At 60.0% G+C, this 4,869-nt stretch carries 6 protein-coding genes; 4 read left to right on the plus strand and 2 right to left on the minus strand.

Translation table 11 applies throughout. The annotated features are described in order from the left end of the window. Positions 1 to 593 precede the first annotated feature (593 nt). Positions 594 to 989, plus strand: coding sequence for a hypothetical protein (locus AC1D2L_RS25720; protein ID WP_476848732.1), 396 nt, complete (start codon positions 594 to 596; stop codon positions 987 to 989). A 300-nt stretch (positions 990 to 1,289) separates the two neighbouring features. Continuing rightward, positions 1,290 to 1,457 (plus strand): hypothetical protein, encoded by a 168-nt coding sequence (locus AC1D2L_RS25725; RefSeq protein ID WP_476848733.1) that lies wholly within the window; start codon positions 1,290 to 1,292, stop codon positions 1,455 to 1,457. A 595-nt stretch (positions 1,458 to 2,052) separates the two neighbouring features. On the opposite strand, the gene AC1D2L_RS25730 is transcribed toward AC1D2L_RS25725, so the two are convergent. Further along, positions 2,053 to 2,304 (minus strand): hypothetical protein, encoded by a 252-nt coding sequence (locus tag AC1D2L_RS25730; RefSeq protein ID WP_476848734.1) that lies wholly within the window; start codon positions 2,302 to 2,304, stop codon positions 2,053 to 2,055. A 382-nt stretch (positions 2,305 to 2,686) separates the two neighbouring features. Between AC1D2L_RS25730 and AC1D2L_RS25735 the strand changes: the two genes are divergently transcribed. Next, positions 2,687 to 3,091 carry a GFA family protein gene (locus AC1D2L_RS25735; protein WP_476848735.1) on the plus strand — a complete coding sequence of 135 codons (405 nt, stop codon included), beginning with the start codon at positions 2,687 to 2,689 and terminating at the stop codon, positions 3,089 to 3,091. A 975-nt stretch (positions 3,092 to 4,066) separates the two neighbouring features. Here AC1D2L_RS25735 and AC1D2L_RS25740 read toward each other — a convergent pair. Beyond that, positions 4,067 to 4,312: a hypothetical protein gene (locus AC1D2L_RS25740; protein WP_476848736.1), complete on the minus strand. Its 246-nt coding sequence runs from the start codon at positions 4,310 to 4,312 to the stop codon at positions 4,067 to 4,069. Between the two features lie 357 nt (positions 4,313 to 4,669). Between AC1D2L_RS25740 and AC1D2L_RS25745 the strand changes: the two genes are divergently transcribed. After that, positions 4,670 to 4,869 (plus strand): transposase (locus AC1D2L_RS25745; protein WP_476848737.1); only part of this gene is annotated, 200 nt, incomplete at its 3' end.

The following is a 4,869-nucleotide window of genomic DNA, read 5'->3' on the forward strand; positions in this document are numbered from 1 at the left end:
GTGCACAGTTGCGGGCGACCACGAGGATGACGCCGATCGCAAGCAGCATTGATTGATCGAGATCCGAACCATGACGCGGATCCAGGAGCGCGGACGGACTCGTCTGAAATTGCGCCTGCCACATTGGCGGGCACGGTTTGAACTCGCATCAAGCGAAGCCTTCCTTGATATTTGCGAGGCTTATGAGCTGGCGTGGATGGGGCTCGAGTATTGGACAAGACCTGAGCGGCCGAGCAACAACGCAATGATCTCCGAATATTGCCAACTCGTAGCTGCATTGGAACTGGACGCTCAGTACGCCGCAGCCCGCGATGCCTGCGCGCGATAGCCTCCACGGCAGAGCTTGGCTGCCGCTCTGAAGTTTCATGCTGCGCCCTCGAAATCAGAACGTAATGAGAACGAAATCTTCGTGTTGAGTTAAGCCGCAACCGGGCGCGCTCGCTTGCCTAATACGCCGACTGCGATCCGCAGCTAGAGACCGATCGCCGTTTTGCGCTCAAGGCGTGATCCGCAATTGCGACACGCTCGTATGCCGAGCTGCGCCGGGCTGCGAGGCAGTTATGCACGGTGCGGCGACGGAGCGGTGAGTAGACGTGAGTGACTTGTTAGGCCAAAAGTTTGTTGCAGAATTTGCGCATCTCGATAGCGCGATCCGTCAGGCAGAAATTGCTGCGCCCGGCCAAATGAGCGTCGAAATGGAACGCGTGTCGAAGGCGCGCAGTCGTACGGCAACGGCATTGCAGGCGTGGCTCTCCATTGCTCCCTTCGAAATCGCCAGTGTTGATGCAGAGCCTGCTGGCGCGGGGATAACTGCCATTGAGGCGCCCGTCATTGACACCACTGCAGCCTTCGAAGACGCATTGGCTAGTATAGTTGCCCTCTCGGGTGCACGGCGGGGCTCCCCCGAAGAACAGATGCTGCGAGCCCTGGTCGCATCTGCAAACGCCTGGGAGAGTGAGATCCGGCGACAGAATGCCTCGCCTGCATGAAGCCGCCGGATCCCAAGAACGCCAGCCCGACTGTGTGGAGCCAGCTCGCGCAGAACCTGCAAAAGGCTGAGCTCCACTGCCTGGACTGCCATGGGCGCACCGACGTACCGATCGACAACCTGCCGGCTGCCACACGCGTCATCGACATCTGGCGGCACTTCCGGTGCTCGCGATGCGGGGGGAAGCAGCTGCAATCGGAATGAGCATTCACGAGCATATCAGCGGTCCGGGCTGAGTTATGGGGCCGATTCAGGAACCCTAATTATCGGCGGCAGTTCTGCGCTTGAGGGGGAAGCGCCCATGCAGTTGATCGAAATTCAGACCGACGCCGAGTACGAAGCAGCCCTTGATCGCGCTGAAGAGCTCCTCGGTTGCCACGAGGGCAGCGAAGATGAGCAAGAGCTGTTGGGAATCGCGGACGCGATTGAAGTTTGGGTCGACAAAGCCAGGCCCCGGCGAGTGCACTAACCCGCTTCTCATTCCCATCCAGTCGCGTCGTCGTGTCTCCGGTCCCACGCCATGATGGCTTTGAGTAGTGCGTCGCGTTCCAACCCTTCTCGACTCTCGTTCCGGCAGAATGTGAGTTGCTGAACGCGTCGGGTCGCTGCCTCGTATTGATCGACCGTGTGAATGACAGGTTCGACGGCGGGATCCACCGGAATGCCTTCAGGCCCGATATCCGTTCGCATGACGTCCTCCTGCGTCAATGGCCACCTTCTGGTGGCTCATCATCGAGACGGTATACCTCGACCTCATCGGCATCCTCGCGCAGGCCCTTGTACCGGCCGCAGTCAACGGGAGGGCAAACCCAACTTGCCAGCCAAGCCTCCTCATTCGATTAGGATGCCCTAGGACAAGCCTCAGAAGGTGGAGGGGCGGCATACCCGACTTTTGGTTCCCCGGGAGCCGGGAAAATTTTGTCGGCCCTCTGCGGCCTTCTAATCCCTCCTCGCGTTACCCGGAGCAGTACGCGCATACGCTGCACCTGCCCGCGCGCGAGACATCCTCGGAACAGTACCCACGGGCGCGCGCGAGGCCGGGTAGCGCCACATCTCCCGACGTTTCACGGGTCTTTGGCGAGGAGGCGATCGACTTCAGACTGGGCTGTCGCGCCAATCGCCTCGGCCATGGTGGCCAACAAATCCGGATACTCCTCGCGGATCTCGTCCGCTGAAATCCCCACGTTGAGGGCTTCCATCTCGCATGTCTGCGCAAACATCTCTGGTCGCCCGTCGCCCTCCTCAGCCACGTAGACGTCAATCTGGATATGTCCTTCGATCCATGCGGACACAAATTTGCGTGCGCGCTCTGACATTGTCGCTTCTCCCCTTCAAGGTTGTCTCCGCGACCATCCAACCGCCCTCCAGCAGAGCGCGCAAGGCGAGTGCGCCTAGCACGCCCGTGCGCCATGGGCGCCGGCGGGGGCATAGGCGCAACTTCTCCGGACTGTTCCACGTAGAACGGGTTCACGCCGAGCGTCCGTGCTCTAGCCCCTTGGCGGCGCGCCGATGGCAGTCTACCGCTTGGTCTCACCATCCTTGGAAGCTCTCGCCGAGAGAAGTCACGACTTCTGACCGGGCGCATAGAAGATTTTGCGCTGCCGGGAAGCGGCACGATGACTAAAAATCGCAGCCGTCGTGCCGTCACGGAACACCTGATCGCGGAGCCAGTTGAGTCGCCCACAGGAGGTCCTACCCATGAAGCTCTCAGGCGGGTGCAATTGCGGTAAAGTCCGCTACGAGATCGAGGGCGAACCAGTTCGTATTGGCCTCTGCCATTGTGAGACCTGCCGCAAGGAAACGGGATCAGCGTATTCCTACTTCGGTGTTTGGCAGAGAGCGCATACCAAAGTTACCGGCGAGACCCGGTCCTGGAACAGTCGAGCCGGAGGCCGGCATTTCTGCCCATCATGTGGCTCGTCTCTGTTTGATGCTGAAGACGGGCATGCTGAAATCGAGTTCAAACTCGGTACCCTGGACGGCCCTCCATCTAATTTCGAGCCGGGATACGAACTCTGGACGGTTCGGCGTGAGCACTGGTTTGCCGCGCTCGTCGGGGCTCAACAGCATAGTCACGACCGTAAGAGCGAGCAGCCCGAATGATTGTCTACTGCATCGGCGATGAAGTCGAGCGTGAGGAAGCCGTGCGGCAGACTGCCGAAGCAGCCGTCACAGGGGAAGAGCTCGTGAGGCTTTCGCAGGCTATCCGGGAATGGAACCGCGTCGTCGCGTTGCTTCGTCGGCCCGCCGTGAACGACAACAAAGGCCCCCGTCCAATCCGGATTAATCGTCCGTCTGAGGCTTCTCATGGTCTATAACGATGGCTTTATGGAAATGGGGTGGCTCCCAATGGCGCCATTCCAGCATACCCAAAAAAACTGGTTGACGCATGGTCATTCCTAGCGGCGCAGTGTCTCGCCCGCAGCTAGCCGTACCCCCCAGGTCGGCCTGCGGGTCGGCCGCCAGCACAAGGGGCCGGAGCCCTTGCTGGCGGCTAGCCTATCAGGGTTGAGGGGAAGCCGCGGCTTAAGGCCGCTGGAATCTACGATATAGCGGACTGGAGGGGATCGACGTTGCCAATACTCTCGATCACAAACACAAAAGAGTTTGAAGCCGCAGTCAACGCCATCATGACACTCGCGAAGACCAAGCGAGACGAGGGGCAAGAGGCGCGATACGCATCATTGGTCACAGCTGCCGATTTATGGATAAGGCAACTAAGTCCCACAGGCGCATCTCGTGAACGTTCCACGAGCAGCAAGGCTATTCGGTAGCGGCGTAAGGAGCCTGGAGGCTGTAGGCCTACGCGGTATACACTGCGTCCGCACAGTTGCGGATCGAAGGGAAGGCCGTCGAGGCGCTCACTGGCAACCGCTCAGCCGTTAGCAATGTCCGCCCACGACCTCATCCGAGATAGCGGCCGAACTTCCAGCCTATCCAGACGGCAATGAGCATTCCAACTGTGACGCCGAGCGCTACCAGCATCAGCTTTGCTCCGTTGGCCCCGTTGGTCAATGTCCGCGGTTTGACGTCGTTCTTGACTCTGGCCTGCGCTCGAAGACGAGAGTCGGGGGCTGGTCAATGGAGGAATCCGCGCCGGCCCTTGCTGGGGAAGCCATGGTCCTCCAGCCAGGAGCGGACAATGTCCTGACCGACCGGCCCCAGACCACTAACAGTGGTAAGCCGCACGCGGGCGACGTCGTTGGGACGGGGATGCCAATCTTTCGGCCGGGGCTCATGGTCAAGGCTGATGACGTCCCACAGAGCATTGAGAACTCTGCTCGCCTGGTGCCGGTTGCCGCAATAGCAATAGAGATGGTTCATCGCCGCCTCCCTTTTGCACAAAGGCTAGCGCGGCGTCCCGTCAAAAATAACTCCCCGAATAAGGTAGAAACCTAACCCAAACGGAGTGGTGGCCGCGTTTCTGCGCCTCAAGTTTGTGCAGTTCGCCAAGGACACCGGTCCGGCGGCCCGGGTATCATGGGCGCAGCAGGGAGCCTGTCCCCGACGACGAACTTTGTATTAAATAGTGGCCTTACCTTTGGGGTCGGTACCACCCTTCAACTCCGCATTATGGGTATGATGGGAGTCACGTTCGCCACCTCCTCCAGAGAGCTTGGTGGCCTGCTGCCGGTTTCGTGGACACCAAGATTGGGTGTTTCCTGAAGCCGGAGGTGGCATATGCAACGACGGAAGTTTGGGCGTGAATTCAAGATTGAGGCGGTTCGGCTGATCAAGGACCGTGGGGTCAGCGTGGCGCAGGCGTCGCGCGATCTGGACGTGCACGAAAATGTGCTGCGCAAATGGGTTCGGGACTTCGCCGCCGATCCGAGGCAGGCCTTCCCAGGCCACGGTCAGGTAAAGCCTGAACAGCTCGAGAT

It is taken from the genome of Allobosea sp. P1_B10 (assembly GCF_056406735.1).

What these genes read in the sequence shown, in the direction of transcription:
- AC1D2L_RS25730 (WP_476848734.1), bottom strand. Translation starts at nt 2,304, where the DNA reads ATGTCAGAGCGCGCACGCAAATTTGTGTCCGCATGGATCGAAGGACAT.
- AC1D2L_RS25735 (WP_476848735.1), top strand. Translation starts at nt 2,687, where the DNA reads ATGAAGCTCTCAGGCGGGTGCAATTGCGGTAAAGTCCGCTACGAGATC.
- AC1D2L_RS25740 (WP_476848736.1), bottom strand. Translation starts at nt 4,312, where the DNA reads ATGAACCATCTCTATTGCTATTGCGGCAACCGGCACCAGGCGAGCAGA.
- AC1D2L_RS25725 (WP_476848733.1), top strand. Translation starts at nt 1,290, where the DNA reads ATGCAGTTGATCGAAATTCAGACCGACGCCGAGTACGAAGCAGCCCTT.